At 49.8% G+C, this 23,612-nt stretch carries 22 protein-coding genes; 15 read left to right on the plus strand and 7 right to left on the minus strand.

Features of this window, described 5'->3' with window-relative positions:
• Positions 1–102 precede the first annotated feature (102 nt).
• The 9 genes from OH31_RS10050 (at position 103) to OH31_RS10090 (ending at position 9,692) form a co-directional block, all read left to right on the plus strand.
• A complete protein-coding gene (locus OH31_RS10050; RefSeq protein ID WP_024930617.1) occupies positions 103–2,280 on the plus strand; it encodes a TonB-dependent siderophore receptor in 2,178 nt (725 codons plus the stop codon).
• Between the two features lie 8 nt (positions 2,281–2,288).
• The gene (locus tag OH31_RS10055) at positions 2,289–2,969 is read left to right on the plus strand and encodes a Fe2+-dependent dioxygenase (RefSeq protein ID WP_024930618.1); all 681 of its coding nucleotides are present in this window, start codon (positions 2,289–2,291) and stop codon (positions 2,967–2,969) included.
• Between the two features lie 6 nt (positions 2,970–2,975).
• On the plus strand, positions 2,976–4,016 hold the full coding sequence (locus OH31_RS10060) for an alpha-hydroxy acid oxidase (protein WP_024930619.1): 1,041 nt from the start codon (positions 2,976–2,978) through the stop codon (positions 4,014–4,016).
• 18 nt (positions 4,017–4,034) lie between these two features.
• A complete protein-coding gene (locus OH31_RS10065; protein WP_019883411.1) occupies positions 4,035–4,316 on the plus strand; it encodes a PepSY domain-containing protein in 282 nt (93 codons plus the stop codon).
• A gap of 7 nt (positions 4,317–4,323) precedes the next feature.
• Positions 4,324–4,869, plus strand: coding sequence for a cytochrome b/b6 domain-containing protein (locus OH31_RS10070; protein ID WP_024930620.1), 546 nt, complete (start codon positions 4,324–4,326; stop codon positions 4,867–4,869).
• A gap of 195 nt (positions 4,870–5,064) precedes the next feature.
• Positions 5,065–6,480: a TolC family protein gene (locus OH31_RS10075; protein WP_024930621.1), complete on the plus strand. Its 1,416-nt coding sequence runs from the start codon at positions 5,065–5,067 to the stop codon at positions 6,478–6,480.
• Between the two features lie 15 nt (positions 6,481–6,495).
• Positions 6,496–7,749 carry an efflux RND transporter periplasmic adaptor subunit gene (locus OH31_RS10080; protein ID WP_024930622.1) on the plus strand — a complete coding sequence of 418 codons (1,254 nt, stop codon included), beginning with the start codon at positions 6,496–6,498 and terminating at the stop codon, positions 7,747–7,749.
• A 4-nt stretch (positions 7,750–7,753) separates the two neighbouring features.
• Positions 7,754–8,470: an ABC transporter ATP-binding protein gene (locus OH31_RS10085; protein WP_024930623.1), complete on the plus strand. Its 717-nt coding sequence runs from the start codon at positions 7,754–7,756 to the stop codon at positions 8,468–8,470.
• Positions 8,463–9,692, plus strand: coding sequence for an ABC transporter permease (locus OH31_RS10090; RefSeq protein ID WP_024930624.1), 1,230 nt, complete (start codon positions 8,463–8,465; stop codon positions 9,690–9,692). The genes OH31_RS10085 and OH31_RS10090 overlap by 8 nt, the downstream gene beginning before the upstream one ends.
• Before the next feature lie 25 nt (positions 9,693–9,717).
• On the opposite strand, the gene OH31_RS10095 is transcribed toward OH31_RS10090, so the two are convergent.
• Entirely contained in the window at positions 9,718–11,508 is a 1,791-nt protein-coding gene (locus OH31_RS10095) for a GspE/PulE family protein (protein WP_024930625.1), read from the minus strand.
• Between the two features lie 757 nt (positions 11,509–12,265).
• Entirely contained in the window at positions 12,266–13,138 is an 873-nt protein-coding gene (gene nadC / locus OH31_RS10100) for a carboxylating nicotinate-nucleotide diphosphorylase (protein ID WP_024930626.1), read from the minus strand.
• Between the two features lie 176 nt (positions 13,139–13,314).
• Here nadC and OH31_RS10105 point away from each other — a divergent pair, with 176 nt between their 5' ends.
• The 4 genes from OH31_RS10105 (at position 13,315) to OH31_RS10120 (ending at position 17,648) form a co-directional block, all read left to right on the plus strand.
• On the plus strand, positions 13,315–13,938 hold the full coding sequence (locus OH31_RS10105; protein ID WP_024930627.1) for a glutathione S-transferase family protein: 624 nt from the start codon (positions 13,315–13,317) through the stop codon (positions 13,936–13,938).
• Positions 13,939–14,198: 260 nt separating this feature from the next.
• The gene (locus OH31_RS10110; RefSeq protein WP_019883400.1) at positions 14,199–14,387 is read left to right on the plus strand and encodes a hypothetical protein; all 189 of its coding nucleotides are present in this window, start codon (positions 14,199–14,201) and stop codon (positions 14,385–14,387) included.
• A gap of 158 nt (positions 14,388–14,545) precedes the next feature.
• Complete coding sequence (locus tag OH31_RS10115; RefSeq protein ID WP_019883399.1) at positions 14,546–15,208, plus strand: PEP-CTERM sorting domain-containing protein; 663 nt, start codon at positions 14,546–14,548, stop codon at positions 15,206–15,208.
• An 85-nt stretch (positions 15,209–15,293) separates the two neighbouring features.
• A complete protein-coding gene (locus OH31_RS10120) occupies positions 15,294–17,648 on the plus strand; it encodes a TonB-dependent receptor domain-containing protein (protein WP_242402256.1) in 2,355 nt (784 codons plus the stop codon).
• Positions 17,649–17,715: 67 nt separating this feature from the next.
• Here OH31_RS10120 and OH31_RS10125 read toward each other — a convergent pair whose 3' ends face one another.
• The 5 genes from OH31_RS10125 to OH31_RS10145 all read right to left on the minus strand — a co-directional run bounded on the left by OH31_RS10125 (position 17,716) and on the right by OH31_RS10145 (position 21,718).
• Positions 17,716–18,648 (minus strand): PEP-CTERM sorting domain-containing protein, encoded by a 933-nt coding sequence (locus tag OH31_RS10125; protein ID WP_024930629.1) that lies wholly within the window; start codon positions 18,646–18,648, stop codon positions 17,716–17,718.
• Positions 18,645–19,313, minus strand: a complete 669-nt coding sequence (locus OH31_RS10130) for a PEP-CTERM sorting domain-containing protein (RefSeq protein WP_024930630.1) — start codon at positions 19,311–19,313, stop codon at positions 18,645–18,647. Before OH31_RS10130 ends, OH31_RS10125 begins: the two co-directional genes overlap by 4 nt.
• Before the next feature lie 472 nt (positions 19,314–19,785).
• Positions 19,786–20,115 carry a hypothetical protein gene (locus OH31_RS10135; RefSeq protein ID WP_024930631.1) on the minus strand — a complete coding sequence of 110 codons (330 nt, stop codon included), beginning with the start codon at positions 20,113–20,115 and terminating at the stop codon, positions 19,786–19,788.
• An 80-nt stretch (positions 20,116–20,195) separates the two neighbouring features.
• Positions 20,196–21,290, minus strand: a complete 1,095-nt coding sequence (gene mnmA, locus OH31_RS10140) for a tRNA 2-thiouridine(34) synthase MnmA (protein ID WP_019883394.1) — start codon at positions 21,288–21,290, stop codon at positions 20,196–20,198.
• Positions 21,287–21,718 (minus strand): NUDIX hydrolase, encoded by a 432-nt coding sequence (locus OH31_RS10145; RefSeq protein ID WP_019883393.1) that lies wholly within the window; start codon positions 21,716–21,718, stop codon positions 21,287–21,289. The genes mnmA and OH31_RS10145 overlap by 4 nt, the downstream gene beginning before the upstream one ends.
• Before the next feature lie 281 nt (positions 21,719–21,999).
• On the opposite strand from OH31_RS10145, the gene OH31_RS10150 reads away from it, so the two are divergent.
• Both OH31_RS10150 and OH31_RS10155 read left to right on the plus strand, forming a co-directional pair.
• Positions 22,000–23,049: an ATP/GTP-binding protein gene (locus OH31_RS10150; RefSeq protein WP_024930632.1), complete on the plus strand. Its 1,050-nt coding sequence runs from the start codon at positions 22,000–22,002 to the stop codon at positions 23,047–23,049.
• A 2-nt stretch (positions 23,050–23,051) separates the two neighbouring features.
• Positions 23,052–23,558 carry a hypothetical protein gene (locus OH31_RS10155; protein WP_024930633.1) on the plus strand — a complete coding sequence of 169 codons (507 nt, stop codon included), beginning with the start codon at positions 23,052–23,054 and terminating at the stop codon, positions 23,556–23,558.
• Positions 23,559–23,612 lie beyond the last annotated feature (54 nt).

Here is a 23,612-nt window from a genome sequence, read left to right on the forward strand (position 1 = left end):
GCTGCTTTATTTATCATGACTGCTTATGAGAAGTATTCTCATTAACAGATAATTAGCATTACGCATAAAAGGGATATGATGACACGAAATAATACGCTACGCATGCGGCCGATTGCCGTCATGGTTAGCTTGCTTAGTTTGGGTGGGCAAATGGCATATGCTGAGGGCGATGACCAAAAAAGCCAAACACTGCCAGAAGTTGAAGTTAAAACTCAACGTATTCAAGACAAGCCAAATAAAGGCTATCAGGCGACCAAAACCCGCGTTGGTAAAACTTACCAGGATCCACAAGATGTACCACAAGCGGTGACCACGCTGACCAGGGAATTGCTGCATGATCAGCAAGTGGGCTCATTGCGTGAAGCTTTGCGTAACGTGGTTGGTTTGTCTGTTAACGCCGCTGAGGGTGGCCGTGCGGGTGATAACTTTAACCTGCGTGGTTTCTATACTTTTGGCGATCTGTATCTAGATAATATGCGTGATACTGCACAGTACAACCGCGAAACATTTAACCTGGAGCAGGTAGATGTATTACGTGGTTCTGCAGCCATGTTGTTTGGTCGCGGCCAAGCGGGCGGCGTGATTAACCAGGTTTCCAAACTGGCTGAATTGCGTGATAAAAATACTCTGAGCGCAAGTGGCGGTGAATACAACTATCACCAGTTTACCGGTGACTTTAATAAACAATTGACTGAAACAGCTGCCATTCGTGTCAATGTGATGGACAGGCACGATGAAACTTATCGTAAGAACCCAACCACAGGTGACCGCCCATCATTTGACCGCCAAGGGATTGCGGTGAGTTTTGGTGCTGGTATCGGAACAGAAAATGAGTTCTACCTGAACCATATTTACACGCAAACTCGTGATGTGCCGGACTTTGGTGTGCGTTTCTTCAATAAGCGTCCATTAAATAATGCGCCAAATGGTGCCAGTGATCGTACTTTCTGGGGTGATAACAATAACTTCGATGACAGCGATACACGCATGACGACCGGTATTTTTACGCATAAGTTTAGCGATGATACACAGTTGCGCACACAATTGCGTCACGCAAACTACAAGCGTGCCTATTGGGCAAAAACGCCACCTAACAATGGCAACCCTGCTTTCCCGACAGATAACAGCAGTATAGGTGGTAACGTAACTCGCTACATGGATTACGAGACCATTAACTTGCAATCTGACTTTAGTACCAAGTTTGAGCTGGCTGGCATGAAGCACTCGGTGTTAACTGGCATTGAATATTTGAAAGAGGACTCATTCCGCTCTACATTGCTGGACCAAGACCCTTCAGCAGGCGCTAGTTTTTCACGGCATATCAAGAACTATGCCGCGCGTGTCACATTTGATGCAAATAACTACGCTGCTTATGTGCAGGACAGTATCGAGTTTATGCCTAACTGGACATTGCTGGCCGGTGTACGTCGTGACTATATGAGCTCAGATAACTACACGGCAAACAACGACACCATGCGTCATTTGAAGTTTGGTGAGAACAGCTACCGTACAGGCTTGTCCTGGCAGCCAAACCCTGACCGTCATTATTACCTGACATATAGTGATTCTTTCAGCCCAACAGCTGATTTGTATCAGTTGTCAGTTAAAGCGCAACCGCCTGAGCGTAGCCGTTCTTATGAGTTGGGTAGCAAATGGCTGTTCCTGGATGGCGACCTGTCTTTCCGTACGGCTTTGTTCAGTACAACAAAAGACTGGGAGCGTAACCAGGACTTGGAAGCAACGGCTGCAATCCTGACCAACCGTCGCCGTACCAATGGTGTCGAGTTTGAAATGACCGGTAAGTTGACCGATCGTTGGGATGTGTTTGCAGGTGTTGCTTTCCTGGATGCACGTATTATCAACGTAGCGCAGATACTGAATACCACGACAGGTGCGGTGACTTATGCAGACGAGCGCCTGGCCGGTCAGCGTGCACGTAACACCCCAATTGGTACGTTCAACTTGTGGACAACCTATGCATTGAACGATGCGTGGAAAGTCGGCGGCGGTGTTGAAGCCAAAGGCGAGCGTTATGCTTACAACCCGAGTGCAGCGAACGCCAATGCCAGCTTTACGAATGGTCACTTCAACCCGAATGCTGCACCAGGTTACGCTCGCGTTGACTTGATGGCCGCATACGAGCAACCTAAATGGGCCGTGCGCTTGAACATCAAAAACTTGCTGAATAAAGAGTATTATGATGCCGTGTATGACAACGGTGGTTTGGTGACTCCGGGCAATAAACGCCAGGCGATCATCACTACCGAGTATAAATTCTAGGAGTTGATTTGCTGCTGACGTTACCGGATGTATTGCTGAAAGAAGAACTAACTTCCATCCGAGGCCTGCTTAAACAGGCGCAATGGATAGATGGTCGCAATACTGCCGGGGCGCAGGCAGCACAAGTCAAAAATAACCAGCAACTGGCCGAACAGGATCCGTTGCTGGCAAACATTCGAGGGATCGTGTTGCAGGCATTGCATCGCGATCCTTTATTTTTTTCGGCGGCCTTGCCGGACAAAATTCTGCCGCCGTTTGTGAACCGTTATGCGGGGCAAAACAATCACTACGGCTTTCATGTGGATAGTGCGATGCGTAGCATGCCGGATGGCAGTGCGCGCGTGCGGGCAGATGTGTCTGCCACCTTGTTTTTTAATGATCCGGATGAGTACGATGGCGGCGAACTGGTGGTGCAGGATGTGTTTGGCGATCAGCGCATCAAGCTCAAGGCCGGGTCTATTGTGATTTACCCTTCCAGCTCAGTGCACGCGGTGACGCCTGTGACGCGTGGTGAGCGCTTGGCCAGTTTTATGTTTATCCAGAGCATGGTGCGTGACGCCGCACACCGGCGCATGTTGTTTGATATGGATATGGCGCTGGTCAGGCTGCGTCAGCAGCATGGTGAAACGGCTGAAGTGGTTCAGCTCACTGGGGTTTATCACAATCTTTTACGGCAGTGGGCTTTATAAACACGCATGCAAGTACTTCCCTTATTGCAACACTACGCGCAACAAGCGCAATCTGGTTTAACTGCTGATATCTGGCACTATTTACAATCTGATGCAGGCAGCGGGCAGCAGAGCCTGGCGAATGTGCAAGCCTGGCAGTCGATCAAGCTTTACCCGCGACCGCTGGCGACTTTAAACCATCCTAATACTCGTTGCGAGCTGTTTGGTGAGCGTTGGGAGCACCCGATTATGCTGGCGCCGGTGGCTTATCAAAAGTTGTTTCATGCCGACGGCGAAGTAGGCACTGCGGTGGCGTGTAATGCCCAGCAGGGGCAAATGCTGGTGAGCAGCCTGGCTAGCCAGCCACTTGAAGAGATTATTACGCAGGCACAGCAACCATTATGGTTTCAGTTGTATTGGCAGGGTGACCGTCCGCGCACATTGGCCTTGCTGCAAAAAGCCCTGGCTGCCGGATATAGCGTCGTGGTGTTTACTGTGGATGCGCCAGTCAAGCAGGCGGTGATGGATTTGCCCGAAGGTATTGCTGCTGTTAATTTGAGCCAACCCTTGACGCCTAATGCGATTGGGCCTGGGCAAAGCCAGGTGTTTGATGGCTGGATGTCGCAAGCCCCTGATTGGGAGGATGTCGCCTGGCTGCGCGAGCAATGCCCCGTGCCGTTTTTACTTAAGGGTCTGATGCATGTCGAAGACGCCATACAAGCCGCAGGCCTTGGCTGTGATGGGCTTGTTATTTCCAACCACGGTGGGCGCGTACTGGATACGACGCCCACCGTGGTGGACGTATTGCCTGCGATTGCGGATGCTGTCGGCGGACAATGCAAACTGATTGTCGATAGCGGTATACGTAGTGGGCAAGATGTATTTAAAGCGCTGGCATTGGGCGCGGATGCAGTCTGTATCGGGCGGCCTTATGTCTGGGGGCTGGCAGCAGAGGGGGCGTTGGGCGTCGCTAAAGTCATCCGCACACTACGTGATGAACTGGAAATGACCATGGCATTGACCGGGGTTGCCAATTTAAAAGCGCTACACAAAGTAGCCCTGTTTTAATGATTGAAAGGAAGTAACGTGAATACATTATTCATCCGCATAGTATTGGCTGCAACACTCTCTATCTCAGCCACGAGCGCGTTTGCCGCTGCAGACTGTAAATCCTACCCTAAAGAAGAGTGGGCTTCTGAAGATACGCTGAAAGAGGCGATGGAAGCCGAGGGTTATACCATCAAGAAATTCAAGATTGATGGTAACTGCTATGAAATTTATGGCCGTAGCAAAGAGGGTAAAAAGGTCGAGATTTATTTCGATATGAAAACCCTGGCGATTGTGAAAGCGATTGGCCTCAAAGACTAGTACTTTCATGCAAACACGCGCGGATATCTTGTGGCCCTGGTGGCTGCGGCTTAGTCACTGGCTGGTGGCTGCGGGCGTGATTGCTTTGTGGTTGATGAGCTATGCTTGGTATGAAACCGACTGGATACATCGTTCAGTCGGCTATATGGTGCTGGGCATTGTGGCTGTGCGTATCGCGCTAGGCTGTTGCACTAGGCTAAGCAGCGCGCGTTTTTATCTGCCGCGCTGGCGTGCTATACGCACGCATATCGCCGAGATGCGGCAAGGACATCTTAGTCCTCATCAAGGGCACAATCCCTTGGGGCAATGGTCAGTCTACCTGATCTGGCTACTGATTGCCGCGCTCTCACTGACTGGCTGGCTCAGCCGTATAGATGCTTTATGGGGTGAAGACTGGCCGGTAGATCTGCATGCTGTGCTTAGTCTGGGTTTGCTTGGTCTGATTGTGATACATGTGCTGGCAGTGGTTGTGGTGTCACGGCTGTCTGGCCAGCATTTGTTATCACAAATGCTACATGGGCGTTCGGCGCCACTTAAACGCAAATCTCGCTGAATGCGGATGCCAGCTGGCATGATCTCCGTATTCTCCCCCCAAATCCTGCCTGTTTTTACTTTGTATAAAAGTATCAAAATGTATCGCTCTCTTTAGTCGCGCAGCGGCTTCATTTAAGATGGCACATCTGCTGATATCCGTGATGACTTATGAATCTTATTCTGTGGCGCTGTCTTGTTGATTTCGAGTGATCGCATGCGCAAATATTTATGTTTAATCTTGCTGCCGGGCCTGGTGTATGCGCAGGAGTCGCTTTGGTACGATGATGGTGATCCGCTGGACACACAGGTACACACGCTGCCAAAAATCCCGGGTGAGTATCGTGGCAATGCCGCTGACTGCAGCCCTGTAGACTTGCAGCAGCCACTGACGCTGGCCGATGTGGTCGATATCAGTTTGTGCCATAACCCGCAGACCAGCGAAGTCTGGGCCAGCGCCCGTGTGCAGGCAGCGCAATTGGGTGTGGCTAAATCGGCCTATTTACCCAGCGTGACCAATACTGTTTCTAGTAATATGGGCGTGCTCAGCCCTGAATCTGCGACGCGCGGTAATCCCAACCTGAATATCGCTAACAGTGTGGTGGCGAGCTATCTTTTGTATGACTTCGGCAACCGTAAAGCCAATGTAGAGAATGCGCGCCAGTTACTGCTAGCTGCCAGTGCTACCCAGAGCAGTACGGTACAAACCGTGTTGCTGAATACGATTATTGCTTACTACCAGGTACAGGCCAATATTGCGGCACTGACAGCCGCCCAACAGGCAGAGCGTGCAGCAGAAGAAAGTTTTAAAGCGGCCAATGCGCGTTACCAGGCTGGTGTGGCGACGCCCGCCGATAAATTGCAGGCGCAAACTGCCTATGCCCAGCTCACGTTGCAACGCATTACCATAGAAGGCACACTCCGCGTCGCTTATGGTGCATTGGTGAACCTGATGGGATTGCCTGCCAACCGGCCAGTGAAGTTAGCCGCTAGTATGAATGACGCACCGCCCAGCATTCTTGACGATGTCAGCGCATTGATTGAGCAGGCCGGGCAGCGCCGCCCGGATTTGATGGCCAGTGAAGCACAGGTACGCGCGGCCGAGGCCAGCATTGCTGCCAGTCAAGCGGCCAGCAAACCGACCATCAGCATGGGTGTTTCCAATAATCTGCAAGATGGCTCACAGTATGCAGCCAATAGCGCAACCACATTGGGCGTCACCGTTTCTATTCCACTGTTTGCTGGATACGCGCCCACCTACCGCATACGCGCGGCTGAGGCGACGGCTGACCTGCGGCTTGCCCAGCGTGACCGTTTACGTTTGCAGATTTCGCTGGATGTGTGGAGTGCCTATCAAAACTTGCGCACCGCATTGCAAGCGATGACAGCCAGCAAAACCCTGCTGGAAAGTGCCGAGCAATCGTATCGGGTGGCGCTAGGGCGGTATAAGGCCGGTGTCGGCAATATCATTGATACACTCAATGCGCAAAGCGCACTGGCGTTGGCACGTCAGCAAAACATCCAGGCCGGACTGAATGCCAATATCGCACGTGCCACCCTGGCACAAGCCATTGGCGAGCTTGACCATGCCATGATTCAGTCACTGCCAGGCGCTCACGCGACCTCTAACTAAAACGGACACGTATTTATGAAGCGCATCAAAAACATACTGGTGGTATTGCTGTTAATCGCGATAGCCGCGGCAGCCTATTGGTATTACAAGCAGACTCACCAGCCCAAGCCGGAAGATTTATACCGCCTGGATGAAGTGACACAAGGGCATGTTGAGCAAACGGTATCGGCGAATGGTACGCTCAACCCGGTTAGCCTGATCAGCGTTGGTACCCAGGTCTCGGGTATTGTGAGAAAAATGTATGTCGATTTTAATGATGTGGTTAAAAAAGACCAGGTGCTGCTAGAGCTGGACAGTACTTTATTCAATGCGCAGATTGCGCAATCTAAAGGCAGCGTCAGGAATAATGAGGCTGCGGTGGAACTGGCGATTGCCAATGAAAAACGTATGCGCCAGTTATATGCGCAGGAGTATGTCTCTAAGCAGGAGCTGGATACCGCCGTGCAGGTATTGAAGTCAGCCAGGGCGCAACTGGAGACTGCACGCGGCTTACTGGCACGCGATGTGACCAACCTCAATTTTAGTATTATCCGCTCGCCGGTATCTGGTGTTGTTGTCAACCGGGTGGTCGATGTAGGGCAAACTGTCGCTGCCAGTTTCCAGACGCCGACCTTGATCCAAATTGCACAAGACTTGGCCAATATGCAGATTGACACCAGTTTTGCCGAGGCGGATATCGGCAAGATTAAAGAAGGGCAGAAAGTGAATTTTAATGTCGATGCCTTCCCTGACCGTAGCTTTGAAGGGGTAGTGAAACAACTGCGTTTGAATTCAACCAACACTTCGAATGTGGTGACCTATAACGTGGTGGTGTCGGTTGATAACCAGGATCTAACCTTGCTGCCTGGCATGACTGCCTACGTGAATATTATCGTGGATAAAGCCCGGCATGCTTTGCTGGTACCGAATGCCGCCTTGCGCTATAAACCCAAACTGAGTGCCTCTGCGACGCCCGATCGGTCAGTACCAGAGGTGGGTGGCGGTGAAGGTAAGCGAGGCTGGCGCAAGCATGGTGCTAAAGGCGAAGGGCAAGGCCCATCTACTAGCGCAGCGACTGGTGGTGCCATGGGCAAGATTTATGTATTGAGGGCTGGCCAAGCAGTGATGGTGCGCGTGCATACCGGCATTACCGATGGCCGCTCAACCGCGGTGTCTGGTGAGGGTCTGGCTGCGGGTGATAAGGTGATTGTCAGCGAGTTGCAAAGTGACAACGCTGCCAATAAAGGGCAGGGTAATAATAATGGCCCGCGTGGGCCGAGAATGTTCTAAACGCATGCAAAAATCAGTGATTGAGGTACATCATCTCTACAAAGCCTATCAAACGGCGGCAGGTGATTTTCCGGTATTAAAGGACGTCAACTTGCAGGTGTTGGCTGGGGATTATGTTGCCATCATGGGTCCTTCCGGCTCCGGAAAATCGACCTTTATGAATATTCTGGGTTGCCTCGACATGCCTACGGCAGGCAGTTATGTGCTGGATGGCTACGCGGTGGCGACCATTGCTGCGGACCAGGTGGCAAAGGTGCGTAATCAAACGATAGGTTTTGTGTTTCAGGGCTTTAACCTGCTGGCGCGCGCGAGCTTGCTGGATAACGTGGCCTTGCCGCTGGTTTATGCCGGTGTGAGTAAAGAAGAGCGTCATGCACGTGCCAGGGTATTGCTGGAGAAAGTGGGGCTGAGCAAGCACATGCATTCCCATCCCAACCAGATTTCTGGCGGGCAGCAGCAGCGGGTCGCCATTGCCCGTGCTTTGGTTAATCAGCCACGCTTGATTCTGGCTGATGAGCCCACTGGTAACTTGGACAGTACCACCAGTGAAGAAATCATGGCCATTTTTGATAGCCTCAACCAGGAAGGTATCACCATTGTGCTGGTCACACACGAAACCGATATTGCTGAACATGCCAAGCGGCAGGTACGGTTTCTGGATGGCAAGATAGTGCAGGATACCGGTAGTGCATCAAGTGTCGCCGGGAGTGCGTATGTTTAGCGCCATGCTGGGGGAAGCCTGGCACGCCATGGGCGCTAATCGCTTACGCACGTTTCTGACCATGCTGGGGATGGTGATCGGTGTGGGCGCGGTTGTGCTGATGATGGCGATCGGGCAAGGGGCTGAAGCCTCGGTCAAACGTTCTATCAGCGCCATGGGCAGCCATTTGTTCGTGGTACTTTCCGGCCCACCAAGAATGGGCGGTGCCCGCACCGCAACCGGTAATGCGCCTTCGCTCAATGTGCGCGATGCGAATGCGATTGGTGAGCTATATGGCGTGGTCGGCGTCGCGCCAGTGACCATGGGCAAAGGGCAAGTCGTCTATGCCAGCAATAACTGGAATACCGATATTATTGGCACCACGGCAGAGTATATGGACATCCGTGGCTGGGGATTGTCGGCCGGCTATCCGTTTTCAGCTTCGGACACCCGCTCTGCCACACGTGTTGCCTTGCTGGGCAAAACCGTGGTGCAAAACCTGTTTGGCGAAGACGAGGATGTTGACCCTATCGGTAAAACAATCCGTATTAACCAGCGCCCATTTGTTGTGCTAGGCGTGCTGGATAGCAAAGGTCAAACGCTGGACGGGCGTGACCAGGATGACACTATTATTGTGCCGCTGACAACGGCGCAGCGAAAGCTGTTTGGTAACCAGCTGCCCGGTACGGTGCGGCAGATTATGGTGCAGGCCGAGTCTGATAATGTGATGAGTATGGTAGAAGAGGCGCTGAATAGCTTGCTTAACCAGCGTCATAATATTCGCGAAGGCGCTGATAGCGATTTTTCGGTACGTAACCTGACGGCGATTGCCAATTCGGCGGCTGAAACTGCGCGCACCATGTCTTTGCTGTTAGGGGCGATTGCTTCAGTGTCTTTACTGGTCGGTGGCATCGGCATTATGAATATTATGCTGGTGTCGGTGACTGAGCGTACGCGCGAAATTGGTATCCGCATGGCCATTGGGGCGAGGGAAACAGATATTCTGATGCAGTTTCTGCTGGAGGCCATCATGATCTCCATCGTTGGCTGCTTGATCGGCATCGTCATTGGTGTGACGGGCGCGGTGCTGGTGAGTGTGTTCACGCAGGCCGAAGTGATTATCTCAAGCGCATCAGTATTGATTGCATTTAGCGTCGCCGCCAGTATTGGTGTGTTTTTCGGCTTTTATCCGGCCAGAAAAGCGGCCCGCTTAAATCCGATTGAAGCTCTGCGCTATCAATAGCAATGCATTGTTTGGGATAGGACTGCTAGTCCATTTCAATCGGTGGGGCGACTTTAAGCACTTCTTCAACCGTGGTCAGGCCCGCTGCCACTTTTTCTGCCCCATTTAACATCAATGGTTGCAGGCCTGCCTGTGTGGCGGCTTGCCGCAACTGCAACAAGTCCGTTTCCGGGGTAATCAGTTTGCGCAAGGCCGGTGTAAGGGTCAACATTTCATAAATGCCGGTGCGGCCACGGTAGCCGGTTTTCCGGCACTCCTGACATCCCACTGCCTTCATGACTTTTGCCGGTTTCTTGGCTTTAAACGGGCGCGTGACGCTGGCCCATTCATCCTCTGAAATCTCGGCTTCGGTTTTGCAATGCGGGCATAGCGTGCGCACCAGACGTTGTGCCATGATGCCAAGCAAACTGGAGTGAATCAGGTAAGCCGGCACGCCCAGGTCCAGTAAGCGGGTCACGGCAGAAGGCGCATCGTTAGTGTGCAGGGTAGATAACACCAGGTGGCCAGTCAGCGCAGCCTGGATCGCCATATCCGCGGTTTCCTGATCGCGAATCTCGCCGACCATAATAATGTCCGGGTCCTGCCGCATCAGGGTGCGTATGCCTTCGGCAAAGCCCAACCCGATATTTTGTGTCACCTGCATCTGGTTGAAAGCAGGTTCAATCATCTCAATCGGGTCTTCCACCGTACACACATTCACTTCATCGGTCGCCAGTTGTTTCAGCGTGGTGTAGAGCGTGGTGGTTTTACCAGAACCCGTCGGCCCGGTGACCAGAATGATGCCATTCGGTTGACGCGTCCATTGCGCCCATTGTTCACTCTGGCGTTTAGAAAAACCGAGTAGCTGGAAGTCCTGTACCAGAATATCCGGTTTGAAAATCCGCATCACCAGCTTCTCGCCAAACGCAGTGGGCATGGTCGATAAACGCAATTCGATTTCCTTGCCATCCCCGCTGACCGTTTTGACACGGCCATCCTGCGGGCGGCGTTTTTCCACCATGTCCATGCGGCCCAGCAGTTTAATACGGCTGGTAATCGCGTTCATGATATTGCTGGGCAACTGGTACACCTGATGCAATACGCCATCAATACGAAAGCGCATCAAGCCCATATTGCGGCGCGGTTCAAGGTGGATATCACTGGCACGTTGCTCAAACGCATATTTAAACAGCCAGTCGACGATATTCACCACATGTTGTTCATTGGCATCCAGCTGGCGGTCCTTGCCTAGCTCGATCAATTGTTCAAAGTTTTGTACGCCGACAATTTGCCCGGCCTTGGCCGCGTTGGCAGATTGAATTGCAGCAGAGAGTTGGTATATCTCGGGCAAATAGCGCTGTAAGTCCAGCGGATTCACCATCACCACCTGTATGCGCAATTTGAGCAGGCGCTCCAGGTCGTGCAGCCACTCCTGGTGAAACGGGTCGGCGGTGGCAATAGTCGCGATGCCATCCTTGACCGTGATTGGCATAATGCGCAAACGTTCGGCATAGGCTTGCGACACAATTTGCGCGGCAGCACTGAAGTCGAGTTTCAGCGGGTCAATATGGTAGTAAGGGACTTCGGCCTTATCCGCCACATAGCGGCTTAGGCTCTCCACCGTCAGTAATTGTGACGACTGTCGCTGGTCTGGCCACTTTTGTTCGGCCACAATTACAATCGGGTGGATTTTGGAACTATCGCGCTTGCGGTCCTGATGCAATTTCTCTGCCCATGCCTTGTCGATGTGACCATCTGAAACCAGCATGCGTAGCAAATCACCCAGACGCAGGCTTTCCAAGGTTTTGGGTAGATTAAATGGGGCTGGGCTATTCATGTCATGTTTGGGCAGGAGTACCAGCCTATGGTGCAAAAATCATGCCATGGAAAAGTGGCAGGAATGGTCACTTTGGGGTAAGTGATCATGCAGAGAAAAAGTATTCTTTTTTCAGATTGTGTGAGGACTCTTTTCGCCTTTTTGGCGAGTTACTTTTCTTTGCTTGCCCAAAGCGAAGACTATTCTATGATTGATCTATTTCGCCCTTTCGGCGACCGTTCTTTCTTATGCTTGTCCATAAGAAAGAAGGCAAAGAACAAGACACCCCAGCTTCCGCTTGTATCCTGCGCTACTCGGCTTGTCGGGCGGCAATCAAAAACTCGCTCCTACGGAGCTCAAACAGTTGCTTGCCGAAAACTCCCGTCAACCCTGCGTTGCTCGGCGCGGCAGATGGGGACCCCGAACACCCGCGAGCGCCATCGTTTAGCGGGTTTAATAAAATAATCTGGTTTTTGAGCTATCCACATTTCTTCGATGTGAGTTTGGCGAGATAAATCCCATCCCATCACGCTGAGTAGCGGAGACAAAATAAGAGTAGAGGGAGCGACTGTTCGAATCCCGCGGTGGGCTGCGTATTGTGCAGCCCGCTAGGATGAGTTTCGTGACCGCTTATTTTGTTGAGCAACGCAAGGGAGCCGCAAGGCCGTGATGGCTGGGTGTCTTCCTCTTTGGTTACTTTCTGGGGGACAAGCACCAGAAAGTGACTCGCCTAGAGGCGAAAAGGAGTTTCTGCTCAATGAATTACTTTTAAGCTGATCTATAGCTTCATCTGAATCCGCATACTTAAGTCCACCGCTTGTATATTTTTAGTCAGCGCACCAATCGAAATTCTGTCCACGCCTGTTTCTGCAATCGCCCGCACCGTCGTTAAATCCACATTGCCCGAGGCCTCGAGCAAAGCGCGTTTCTGATTCATGGCGACGGCTTGACGCAGTGCTTCCAGCGTAAAGTTATCCAGCAAAATGCTGGTGGCACCAGCAGCCAGCGCTTGTTGCAGCTCATCCAGGTTTTCCACCTCAATCTGGATATTCTCAGTCTGCCGTAATGCAAACGCGGCTTGTAACACGGCGGTGATTGAGCCCGCGGCAGCGATATGGTTTTCCTTGATTAAAATACCATCGTACAAGGCTAGCCGCTGGTTGGCGCCACCGCCGGTGAGCACGGCGTACTTTTGCGCCAGGCGTAAGCCGGGCAGTGTTTTTCGCGTGTCGAGAATCTTTGTCGGCAAACCAGCAATGGCATCTACATAGCGACGGGTATGTGTTGCCACGGCCGACAAGGTTTGCAGGAAATTAAGGGCTGGCCGTTCTGCACTCAGCATGGCGCGCGCATTCCCCTGAATATTGACCAGCGGCTGGTTGGCTTGCACACGCTCACCATCCTTTACCAGCCAGGTCAGTTGTATCGCCGGGTCCAACTGCTCAAAGCACTGTGCGAGCCAGGCAGAGCCACAGATGACGGCGTCTTCGCGGCTAATGATGGTCGCCGAGGCTTGTGTGCCAGCCGGGATCAGGGCGGCTGTCAGGTCGCCGTTACCGATGTCTTCTGCCAGGGTCGCGCGTACCTGTTCAGCGATGATGGCCTGGTCAAGATAAGCGGGTAAGTGTTGGTAAAGCGGGAATGTGGTCATCTGGTTGCCAGCAAGGTTAAAAAATATGCATGTGACATTCTAAGCCCATGCCAAAAGCTATTATAATAAAAGCGCCCCAAGACATACGATAAGATCAGCGTTTTTTAAGCATAAGCTTTTCGTGATGGGGTATTTTTTTCGGTTAAAAGTATCAATCTTCTGGCTCACATCACACTATGCAGCTTTTATATACGGTAAACAGTCCTTACGCGCGCAAAGTGCGTATTGTGGCCATCGAAAAACATGTCGATCTGACCTTAACCGAGGTGGTGTTGTCGGCACCTGATTGCCCGGTGAGCCAGCATAACCCCTTAGGTAAAGTGCCTGTGCTGGTGCTGGATGATGGCGATGCCTTGTATGATTCGCGTGTCATTGTTGAATACCTGGATCACCGTACGCCGGTGGCGCACCTGATTCCACAAGATCATTCAGCCAAGATTAAAGTACGCCGCTGGGAAGCCCTGGCGGATGGCATCTGTGATGCGGCGGTCGCGGTGATGCTGGAACAACGCAAACCAGAGGCACAACGGTCTGCTAGCTGGATTGAAAAGCAGTTTGCCAAGGTGACCGCTGGTTTGACCGCCCTGGATGAAGATTTGCTCAAAAAGAAGTGGTGTGTCAACGAAACCTTCAGCTTGGCCGATATTGCGCTGGGCACCGCGCTGGGTTACCTGGATTTGCGTTTTAAGAGTGTCCAGTGGGAAGGTAAATACTGGCAAGAGAAGTTTCCCAACCTGGCCAAGCATTATGGCGTGCTGGTGAAACGCCCTAGCTTCAAACAAACCATGCCACAGCCCTAACCTGGCTTCATGAAAGAGTGCCTGCTATCAATGCGGGTATTCTGCTTCGTTTTTCCTCTCATTCACGGTCTTGTTCCTGACGATAGTCACAGGGTGAGACGCTATTCTCCTAAGCCATTGTTCCGGTTTTGTTTTTCTCTGAAACTCGCATTTTTACCATTAACCATTCTTTACGCGTGCACTTTGTTAATTTATTATTGATAAACTAAATGATAATTGTTATCATTTAAAAATAAACAAGACAATGATGAATAAATTCTATGCAAGCTGTCAATGCGCCGGTCAAAAAAAGATTGCTCGAATTACTGGATGAGCTGATTGCTCATGATGGTTTTGGCAGCATCAAGGTAGACATCCGCTTGTTAAAACGCGGGCAAAAAGAAGTGATTATCGATTGCGGCAAGCAGTACCGCTTTGTGGTCGACTTTGACGCCATCGTAGAAAAATAAGCAGAACTTATTCTCTCCATTTCAGTTTTACAACCATGCGAATATCAGCATGGAGATTGAAATACTCAACGGTGTGGGTCCGTGAGACTTAATTTTAGAGGTAGCGCGATGGCCTTCGAGAGGAAGGGGAACAAGCGCTCGTTGAGGAGAATTAAATTATGAAAGTTTCAGCGTTAATTATCGCTTTGGGTATGGCATTCAGCAGTTCTGCTTTTGCGACGACGGAAAAATGGGACTCAGCAACCCCTTGGGGTAGCGCGACTACTGCGCAATATGCAGAGTGGAATGTATTTTCTTATGTAGATCCTTTCGTCAAGCAAGACAATACACCTGACGTTGCATTGACTGGCGCCACTGCCACGCTGACCGAAACGTCTGGTACAAGCTTTATTACCGGCAGCCAGAATATTTACAGCTTCTCATCTCCAACTGCCTTCACAGCAACGTTAACTGGCGCCACTAGTGGTGTTTTTGATGTTTACCTGCGTGTGGCTGCATTTGGTGTGATGCCTTCATTGACTGCAACCTTAAACGGTACTTCTGCGACGGCAGTGACTCAGCTTTTAGGTACCACTAACAGTTCATTCGGTACTGTGGATGAAGGTGAGTACTACTGGAAATGGAGCAATGTCACAGCTTCGTCCTTGTATACCTTTAAATTCAACGCTTCTAGCTCAAGCATGAGCTTGGATCAGTTGGCATTGGCTACTGTTTCTGTTCCAACGGTGACACCTGTTCCAGAACCAGAAGCATTCAGCATGATGGCCTTGGGCTTGGGCCTGATGGCATTTGCTGCACGCCGCTCTGCAAAAAAAGCCTAATTTAGCTTAGTGCGATGACAACAAAGGGGCTGATAAAGCCCCTTTGTTTTTATATACCGCTTATGAATGAAGTAGTGAACGCTTTATGATGACACGTCTCAACGATTACTGGCGATTGATAATAAAAAACACTTACGCTGTTTGCCAATGCGGTCTGGTCTGTTTAGTGTTGGTATTTTCGCTGCAGCATCAGGTGCTAGCAGCAGAAGATATTGTGAAAGATAAAGAGTCTGACACAGTTGAGAACTCTTCAGACAATCTCGAACAACAGGCAGTCACGCCTAAGCAGAATAAAAAAGCGGAGTTGGACGATGTTGATACCTTACCTGAAGTGTCCGTCAAAGACGTCAGAGTAAAAGAGGATTCTGGGATTAACTCAACGCAATCCATCACAACAATTACCTCAGAACAATTACAACGATCACAGTTCAGTAATATTTTTGAGGCAGTGCGATCCGTGCCTGGCGTTTCTACCTCTGGCGGACCACGCGCCAGCGGCATGACTTTCAGTATACGTGGCTTTGCGGATAACGAAGATGTTGTGGTTAAAGTAGATGGCGCACCGAAGGCTTTTGAGAAGTACCGAATGGGAGGGACTTTTATTGAGCCAGAGCTGCTTAGAAGTATTGAAGTGCAACGTGGGCCTCAAATTTCCAGTGGCTCTGGTGCCCTGGGCGGCACCATTATTGCGCAGACAAAAAATGCTGCCGACTTTTTGCGGCCGGGGCAAACCGTGGGTGCTAAAGCCAAATTCGGCTATGGCAATAATAATGATGAATATTCGCGCTCATACATGCTTTATGCACGCCCTCATGAGCGTATAGATATTCTTTACAATTACTCTAACCGTCAATCCAATAATATCACCTTAGCAGACAAAACTAAGCTCGACAATTCTGCCATTGAGTCCATCTCGCAGTTACTTAAAGTTTCAATCTTTCCTACAGATGATCTGGAAATGATTACCTCTCTGGTGAAGTTTACTGATACAGGCATGCAGCCTTATGATGCCACTGGCGGCCAACCAGGGTTTTTTGGATATGTGCGTCGCGCGACTGATGATTTCAGTTGGACCGAAACTTTAAATTACACGCCGGACAATCCCTTGCTTAATCTGAAGGCCGTGTTTGCCGGGGGCTATACAAACTTACACGATCTTCTGAAACCTGGCTGGTCCAACATTAACCCCAGCAATAGTTTCTGTAATGGCATCATTTTTACACCTAATCCCAGTAATAAAACAATCTGTCCGGGTGACCTGAATGATTACTACAATTACAAAACCAGAACGATAGATTTGAGTAATACCGCTATCATTGCCAAAACTGACAATGTGGAGCTGAGCCTTCTGGCTGGCTGGCAATACAATAGTCGCGAGCGCGAAGTGTCAAGGTTCTATGAGAACAGTAATTCATCTGTCCAGGTGAATAGTTATCCCGGAGGGCAAAACCTCACTGCGCCATCAGGTAATCGGTCCTATAAGGCGTTTTATCTGCAGCCAAATATACAATGGGGGCAGCTCAATATTAAACCCGGTTACCGGCGAGATGATTATGAGGTGGAGGTCACTGGTGCACTCACGAAAAAGAGGCTGGCTCAATTTGGCCAGTCAGACAAAATAGAGTTTACTGCGGAGACTTTTAGTCTGGGTCTCGCTTATGACCTGTTCCGGCGTAATAGCCCTGAAAAATTGACGATTTATAGTAATTATGCGCAAGGTTTCAGGCCGCCTTTGTTAGATGAGTATTTTACTGCTGGTGGTTTTGGCAGCAGATGCCTGTTTCCACAAACACCGTCAACAATCTGTGGTGATTTATATAATTTGCAGAATTCCGAGTCAACTGAGGCAGGCATCAGTTATCAGAACCCAAGGCTATGGGGGACGAATGTTTTTCTGAGTAGCAAACTTAACTTTTACCATATCTATACTGGAAATTTATTTACTTCAATGCGCTATGATACCGCGCAAGGAAAATATACGCAGGATGGCTGGGAGCGGCGTAATGGCATAGAGTTTGAGAGTTTCCTGCAATACCAAGGGTGGTTTATGCGAGGATCTTACTCAAAAATCTCGGGTGAGTTGAACAATGGATTAACGGCTGTGCCTTTGTATACCGTTCCTGGCAATGCATTGAATATCAATATCGGTAAAGAAATTACGAGCAGTATTGATGCCAATCTGACTTTCCGTAAGATATCAGATCGTGATGTGATTTTGTCAGGGGACGGCAGCGCTTCTTCCCCTTACAACTATGGTATACAGAACGGTTATGTATTATGGAATGCGGGTGTTAACTGGCGAGCATCGCCGAATGTGACTTTGCGGTTGATTGGTGAGAATTTGACTAACAATCAATATCGATTTGACAACGCCATGGGAGGTTCGGGTATTCTTGGCCCCGGTCGTAATGTGAAGTTTTTTGCTGAACTCATGTATTAATCTTGCAAAAGAGCTGGTCAGAAAAAGCCCCAGAAAAATTCTGGGGCTTTTTTTACGGATGGCGAACTTAAGCTGCCCGGCGACGCGATGATAAACCGATCAAAGCCAACCCTGTCAGTAGCAGGGCGTAAGTATCAGGTTCAGGCACAGTGGTTACATTGACCTGCCAGCCAATATCTTTGAAGGCGGCATAATCTAATAGGGTTGGTAGTTCACGGGTGCCTGGCATTGTGCTTGGATCCATCAATGTTTCCTGTGCCACGCCCTGATAGGTGCTCATGGTGTCATTGGCCCAATGACTGCCATATTGATCAAGTGGCACGGCGCTGCCGTAAGCAGCCACGGAGGCGGCTCCGGTGAAGTAGCCGTTATCAATTTGTGCCAGCCAGGAGTCTGCTTCGCCGTAACCCAGAATGTGCCCAAGTTCATGTGTTGCTGTGGTCAGGAAGTCTGGGTGGCCTGCGGTCAAGCCGCTGGTATCACTGCCAAAATACCAGTCATTGGCAGCATTGAACCAAATCATCCCGCCCCAAACTCCATAATCTGTTGCTGTTGATCCAGTGGTATTTTCTTGTCCACGTGTGGTGACTGCATCAATAAAAGTATCAGAACCACTGGCTGTCAGATTGAATCCTGTGTTGGCAAAGCCCAGAACGCCGGGCGCAGAGTTTGAGCCGCCGACATAAATGCGCAAGGTGTCCGCAGCAATATCGATATTGCTCAGTGTGATCAAGGGGCCGCCTAAGCTTGGATGCGTGATTTGCACCGACCAGCTATCGCCTGCTTGGGGTGTAATGGCGGTCAGGGCGTCTGTAAAGCCACTATAGAATGACGCAGCTTGCTCTAGTAAGGCCCTGCGTTCAGTCATCGGCGTGCCTGTCGTCAGGTCGGTAAAAAAGCCTCTGGTGTCATAAGTGTAGTCAAACTCTATGGTCAAGGCATGTGCGGGCAGGGCGAGCAGCAAGCCTGCTGCCGTGAGTACTTTGTGTAATGATTTCATGTGGGCTTTCTTTCTCGTCGGCCAAGTATTAACAGTGACAGTCCGGCCAGCAGTAATGCCCAGGTGTTCGGTTCAGGCACCGTTGACAGTGGTGTGACTGAACCAAGCCCTGCGCCATATACATTTTGGAGTGCCGTGATCATCATGCTATCTAATGGGAAAATGGGGCCGGTATATGCAGCATTTGCTATTGTGTCGTCAGGCGACTCATCTGCATTGATGTAATGACCCATGCCTAAAGAGTGTCCAAGTTCATGTTGGGCAACTGAATAGAAGATTGTTTGTGTCCAGCCCAGGCCAAAACGCTGGCCATTAAAGACGACATCACCAGCCAGTCCATTGACCGCTGTATTTTGTGGAAAATAAGCGTAGGCATTTGCATCGCTGATGTAAGGGACGACACCGATACGGATATCTGCCAAGCCTGTGGGGTCGTATTGTCCGGTTTCCGGCAATGGGCCGCCGGCGTCAGCAACTTCAATAAAGTGAATGGGCAAGACTGCAGCATAGTCAGCAAACGCCTGTTCAAACGCGCTGCGCATGATGTCTACTGAAAGCGATTGCCCATTGGTGCTGATTACGCCGCCGTCGAACAGATTGCTGAAGCTGTAGGTCAGCGTGATGTCTGAGCCTATGCCATTAGGCTGTGGCCAGCTCGCGTACATAGGATAGTAACCACCCCACGCGGTGCCAGAGAGCAGGCATGTCAGTAGCGATGCGTTTCGTATATGTTTCAACCAGGGGCTCATCGCTGCCCCCCGTTTCTTTTCGCGGCAAATATGCATGCCAGTGAAATCAGTACGCTGTGAGTGTGTGTCATGTGAACCTCTCCTCATTATTTTATAAATCCTTTGGGAATCTATATGCTAATTGATAATGAGAATGATTGTCAATTTCATGTATGGGTGACAATAGGCATTGAGGTTATGCGACATGGGTGAGCAATGATGCTGAATTAAAAGCTTTGTCGATTGCTGAGGCAGGGTATAAGTGAGTGGACACTTTTATAGCTGGTGAAGCTGTCTGCGCTTGTAAACAAAGCGCTATATGTATAGATATCAGGCAGAAGGGCGGGGCGTACAGTATTGTTGCAGGAATTTTCTGATTAAGCAGACAATTCCTGCACGTGCATAGGGATTACAGCGGCGGTATGTCGTCGTCAGCCAGCAGATGCAGGTTGTTTTTATGACGCAGGGTTTGCCGCTCATTCAGGCGTTTTTGCGCCGGGCTTGGGAAGTCGGTAAAGCTGATCAGGCTGCGATCAATCAATATGCTGATTAAGTCTTCCAGCACACGTGCCAACTGGATATCACTTTCACGAAAGGTGTGGTGTTTTTTTAGCTCATCATCCAGAAAACACAGATATTCGGTATCTGCATTATCAATTTCAACCCAGTCCGCGGCCACTTGCGTATCTGGGCTTGCCGCAATAATTGCACCTTCTTTATTTTTTAATACGTAGGCCATTAGGTGTCATTCCTCGTCACTTGGCGTTCATTTTGATTATATTATGCAAGCAGAAGCAATAACCATGCCTTGCGAATGGGTTAAATGGCACCGGTAATAATGCCGCCGCCCAGGCAGACATTACTTTCATACACCACCACGCTCTGGCCTGGGGTGATTGCCCACTGGTGCTGGCCAAAGCGAATGGTGGCTTCTTCAGCATTCACCGCATCCACTTCACAAGGCGCATCGGGTTGGCGGTAACGTGTTTTGGCCGCGTATACCCAGTTAGTTTGAGGCTCTTCACCGCTGATCCAGTGTAACTGGCCCGCTTTTAAACCATCGCTTTGTAGCAGTGGGTGATCATGACCTTGCACGACAATCAACTCGTTATCCGCCATATGCTTGGCGGCAACAAACCATGGCTCGCCATTGCTCTCGCGGCTACCGCCAATTTTAAGGCCCTGGCGCTGGCCGATGGTGTAATACATCAAGCCTTCGTGTTCACCAACCACTTTGCCTTCAGGCGTGCGCATGATGCCAGGATGACGTGGTAAATAGCGTTGCAAAAACTCCTGGAACGGACGTTCGCCAATAAAGCAAATACCGGTGGAATCCTTTTTTTCTGCATTGGCCAGGCCATGCTCACGTGCAATTTCACGTACTTCACGTTTAAGGTGTTTGCCCAGCGGAAACAATGTTTTTGAAAGCTGTGCCTGATTCAGGCGCGACAAAAAGTAACTTTGGTCTTTACTGCCGTCATCGGCTTTGAGCAGTTGAAAGTTGCCAGGCTGAATCGGGTTTTCACGTACTTGCGCATAGTGGCCGGTGGCGATCAAATCCGCCCCCATGCCCATGGCATGATCCAGAAATGCCTTAAATTTGATTTCGGCATTACACAGAATATCCGGGTTAGGCGTACGACCAGCCTGGTATTCCTGTAAAAAGTTAGCGAACACTCGCTCTTTATACTCGGCGCTAAAATTCACGGTTTCGATGTCGATACCGATCTTGTCAGCCGCAGACACGGCATCAATCAAATCCTGACGTGAAGAACAGTATTCGTCAGTATCATCGTCTTCCCAGTTTTTCATAAACAAACCGGTGACCTGGTAGCCTTGTTGTTTTAACAACAAGGCCGTGACGGAGGAATCTACGCCGCCGGACAACCCGACGATGACATGTGGCTTACTCATAATGCTTGGCCCAAATGCTTCAAAATGTCTAAAGAATAACGTTTACCTGCCAGGTAATCCTGCACACACAATAACACTTGCGGACTACGCATCAGCTCGCCTTCCGCAGCGATCTCGGCTTCAGATTTCCACACCGTGCGGAGTATGCCATCGTCCAATGCCTGCGCTGGGTAATGCGCGCCCAGCTTGCCAGTAAAGGCAAAGCGCAAATAGGTAATACCGTTGAGCGGATGCTGCCAGTGATAAATGCCCACCAATGCTTCAGGCGTGAAGTCGTAAGCGGTTTCTTCCAGCGTCTCACGGATCGCCGCAGCGATAATCGTCTCGTTTTCTTCCAGGTGCCCGGCAGGCTGGTTAAAGCGGTTACCACGGTCTGTGGTTTCTTCAACCAGCAAAAACTTGCCGTCCTGTTCAATGATGGCAGCCACGGTGACGTTGGGCTTCCATTGCTGGGAGGATTTCGATGGATTTGAAACAGTGGAATTCAAAATGCGCAGGTTTCGTTAAAAGCGCTATTTTACCGCTAAGTGGTTGATTGGGGGAGTAGTAGTTAGAGTCTGAATGTTAAGAGGTTGATTAGGGGCGATTGATGATTACTGAAAATGAAGTTCTGTATATACTCTGTGAAGTATAATAAATGGTGAATCGGTTAGTTCAAAGATATTATGTTTGCTTACTTAACTATTAATAGTGGCTACAGAGGACCTACATGCTCAAAAAGATGACTCTCAGAAATTTGACCGTATTTTCTGATGCTAATCTAGATTTCGGCAAGAACCTAAATGTAATCGTTGGAGAAAATGGTGCGGGCAAAACCCATCTTTTGAAAATGATCTATGCAGTATTGGCGGTCAGTGCCGACAATGCTCGGAAAAATCAAAATCTCCTGCCTACTAAAACAGCACTGCAAACTCAACTTGCCAATAAACTTGTTAATATCTTTCGTCCAGAGTATCTAGGGAGACTCGCCAGACGCAAGCAAGGCAGAGAGCGTTGCGATATACACCTAAAATTCTCCGATGCAAGTCAAAACATTAGTTTTGGATTTGCAACTCAGAGTAAATCAGAGGTCAATATTGACGATCTTCCGAAGGCTTGGGTTGATACGTCTCCAGCATACTTGCCAACGCGAGAACTACTCACAATTTTTCCAAACTTCATTTCAATATACGAGGGTCATTACCTTGAGTTTGAGGAAACTTGGCGGGATACGTGTTTGCTTCTTGGTGCGCCTCTACAAAAAGGTCCAAAGGAAGAGCGAATTAGAAAACTATTGCAGCCCTTAGAAGAGGCTATGGATGGAGCAATAGAGTTAGATAAAAATGGCCGATTTTACTTAAAAAACCAAGCCGGCCGCATGGAAATGCCATTGGTAGCTGAGGGGTTGCGGAAACTTGGAATGTTGGCACGACTGATTGCAACTGGTGCATTATTGGATAAAGGATATTTATTTTGGGATGAGCCAGAAGCAAATCTCAATCCGCGTTTAATCAAAGGAATCGCCCGCAGCATTCTCGACTTAAGTACTAGCGGTATTCAGGTTTTCATTGCCACACATAGTCTATTCTTACTTCGGGAAATCGAGATGCTGCTTACCGAGAAAAAGAATGAGCAGCTCAAATCAAGATTCTTTGGTCTTCACGCCTCCGAAAATGGTGTAATTGTGGAACAAGGTAACTCCGTGGATGATATTGGTGATATTGCCGCACTCGATGAAGAGTTAGCTCAATCTGATCGTTACCTAGCCAGTGAGGTTTAGCGATGCAGCGTTTAAATGTGGATGGACTGGATTTTGATTTTCTTGATGATTGGCAAGTTGGTAAGTTTGATGAGTGGGTGTTTTACCGTAATCAGTTTTCGCGGATGCGGAATGGTATAAAGTCTATTGACTTGCTAGTTGTCTGCCCGGCCCAAACATCTTGGTTCATCGAAGTAAAGGATTATCGAGATCACCAACGTACCAAGCCAACTGACTTGGCTGATGAAGTGGCTCAAAAGGTATTTGATACCCTAGCTGCCTTACTCCCCGCCAAACTCCACTCCACCGAAGCAGAGGAGCAGGCATTGGCCCAAGTGGCTTTGGAGGCGAGTCGTATTCGAGTGGTTTTGCACCTTGAGCAACCTGCCAAGCACTCCAAGTTAAGGCCTCGAGCGATTAATCCTGCTGATGTAAAACAAAAGCTATCCAAATTACTCAAACCCATCGATGCTCATCCGATCGTTTCTGAAAAGGCAAGAATGGGATCACTGCAATGGGATGTGACCTAACGTGGTTGGGTGCAGGACCTTAGCGCAGATTCTCGCCATTAAAGTAACTTCTCT

Origin of the sequence: Methylophilus sp. OH31, from assembly GCF_000576615.1 — a bacterium.
Lineage (GTDB): Bacteria > Pseudomonadota > Gammaproteobacteria > Burkholderiales > Methylophilaceae > Methylophilus.

What these genes read in the sequence shown, in the direction of transcription:
- OH31_RS10155 (WP_024930633.1), top strand. Translation starts at nt 23,052, where the DNA reads ATGCAGCGTTTAAATGTGGATGGACTGGATTTTGATTTTCTTGATGAT.
- OH31_RS10070 (WP_024930620.1), top strand. Translation starts at nt 4,324, where the DNA reads ATGCAAACACGCGCGGATATCTTGTGGCCCTGGTGGCTGCGGCTTAGT.
- mnmA (WP_019883394.1), bottom strand. Translation starts at nt 21,290, where the DNA reads ATGAGTAAGCCACATGTCATCGTCGGGTTGTCCGGCGGCGTAGATTCC.
- OH31_RS10130 (WP_024930630.1), bottom strand. Translation starts at nt 19,313, where the DNA reads ATGTACGCGAGCTGGCCACAGCCTAATGGCATAGGCTCAGACATCACG.
- OH31_RS10095 (WP_024930625.1), bottom strand. Translation starts at nt 11,508, where the DNA reads ATGAATAGCCCAGCCCCATTTAATCTACCCAAAACCTTGGAAAGCCTG.
- OH31_RS10110 (WP_019883400.1), top strand. Translation starts at nt 14,199, where the DNA reads ATGCAAGCTGTCAATGCGCCGGTCAAAAAAAGATTGCTCGAATTACTG.
- OH31_RS10075 (WP_024930621.1), top strand. Translation starts at nt 5,065, where the DNA reads ATGCGCAAATATTTATGTTTAATCTTGCTGCCGGGCCTGGTGTATGCG.
- OH31_RS10105 (WP_024930627.1), top strand. Translation starts at nt 13,315, where the DNA reads ATGCAGCTTTTATATACGGTAAACAGTCCTTACGCGCGCAAAGTGCGT.
- OH31_RS10120 (WP_242402256.1), top strand. Translation starts at nt 15,294, where the DNA reads ATGATGACACGTCTCAACGATTACTGGCGATTGATAATAAAAAACACT.
- OH31_RS10090 (WP_024930624.1), top strand. Translation starts at nt 8,463, where the DNA reads ATGTTTAGCGCCATGCTGGGGGAAGCCTGGCACGCCATGGGCGCTAAT.
- OH31_RS10060 (WP_024930619.1), top strand. Translation starts at nt 2,976, where the DNA reads ATGCAAGTACTTCCCTTATTGCAACACTACGCGCAACAAGCGCAATCT.
- OH31_RS10150 (WP_024930632.1), top strand. Translation starts at nt 22,000, where the DNA reads ATGCTCAAAAAGATGACTCTCAGAAATTTGACCGTATTTTCTGATGCT.
- OH31_RS10135 (WP_024930631.1), bottom strand. Translation starts at nt 20,115, where the DNA reads ATGGCCTACGTATTAAAAAATAAAGAAGGTGCAATTATTGCGGCAAGC.
- OH31_RS10050 (WP_024930617.1), top strand. Translation starts at nt 103, where the DNA reads ATGCGGCCGATTGCCGTCATGGTTAGCTTGCTTAGTTTGGGTGGGCAA.
- OH31_RS10115 (WP_019883399.1), top strand. Translation starts at nt 14,546, where the DNA reads ATGAAAGTTTCAGCGTTAATTATCGCTTTGGGTATGGCATTCAGCAGT.
- OH31_RS10080 (WP_024930622.1), top strand. Translation starts at nt 6,496, where the DNA reads ATGAAGCGCATCAAAAACATACTGGTGGTATTGCTGTTAATCGCGATA.
- OH31_RS10085 (WP_024930623.1), top strand. Translation starts at nt 7,754, where the DNA reads ATGCAAAAATCAGTGATTGAGGTACATCATCTCTACAAAGCCTATCAA.
- OH31_RS10125 (WP_024930629.1), bottom strand. Translation starts at nt 18,648, where the DNA reads ATGAAATCATTACACAAAGTACTCACGGCAGCAGGCTTGCTGCTCGCC.
- nadC (WP_024930626.1), bottom strand. Translation starts at nt 13,138, where the DNA reads ATGACCACATTCCCGCTTTACCAACACTTACCCGCTTATCTTGACCAG.